The organism is Bacillus sp. LR--39 (assembly GCF_053613335.1).
The window spans coordinates 1-530 of record NZ_JBSIOT010001528.1; the positions used below are offsets into that span (position 1 = coordinate 1).

General features: G+C 46.2%; 1 protein-coding gene and 1 pseudogene. One reads left to right on the forward strand and one right to left on the reverse strand.

Annotated elements, in window-relative coordinates; all coding sequences use genetic code 11:
* Positions 1 to 155 (forward strand): annotated as a pseudogene (locus tag ACWHAR_RS31580) (spore gernimation protein KB); the annotation flags it as partial.
* A gap of 104 nt (positions 156 to 259) precedes the next feature.
* Here the strand turns inward: ACWHAR_RS31580 and ACWHAR_RS31585 are convergent.
* Positions 260 to 530, reverse strand: a 271-nt coding sequence (locus ACWHAR_RS31585) for an ATP-binding cassette domain-containing protein (RefSeq protein ID WP_452088992.1), incomplete at its 5' end; no start/stop codon positions are given.

Below are 530 nucleotides of genomic sequence, written 5' to 3' on the forward strand. Positions count from 1 at the left end.
CTAACTTTTCAGAGCACTTGAACGAAGGCTTGAACGTGGTGCCGCTGTATATTCATTTGCCTTTTCAATTATTGTTTCCGCTCTTTCTGTTTATTGTGGCTGTTTGGAAAAAGAAACGAAGAGAGAAGTCAAAAGGGACAGGAGCAAAGGAATGATAAAAAGAGCGGGGGGATGCAGCCGCCGCTCTTTTTATGTTCACTTCTATATAAAAGGGGGATATAGGGTGCGCCCCTGTCTGCACTGGCAGAGGCGCGTTTTGTTATACCACTGCGACGTTTTCCTTCACAGTAAAGCTTCCTCTTGAAAGTCTGATATTGATGTCTGACACTTTTGCAATTTGTTCATCGTGCGTCACCATAATGACGCATTTATTTTCCTTGTGCGCCAGATCCTGAAAGAGCCGTACGATCTCTTTTGATGTGTCCTCATCAAGGTTTCCGGTCGGTTCATCGGCTACGATAAGATCCGTGTCACAGCAGAAAGCCCTTGTAATTGATACCCGCTGCTGCTGTCCGCCGCTCAGTGTGAGC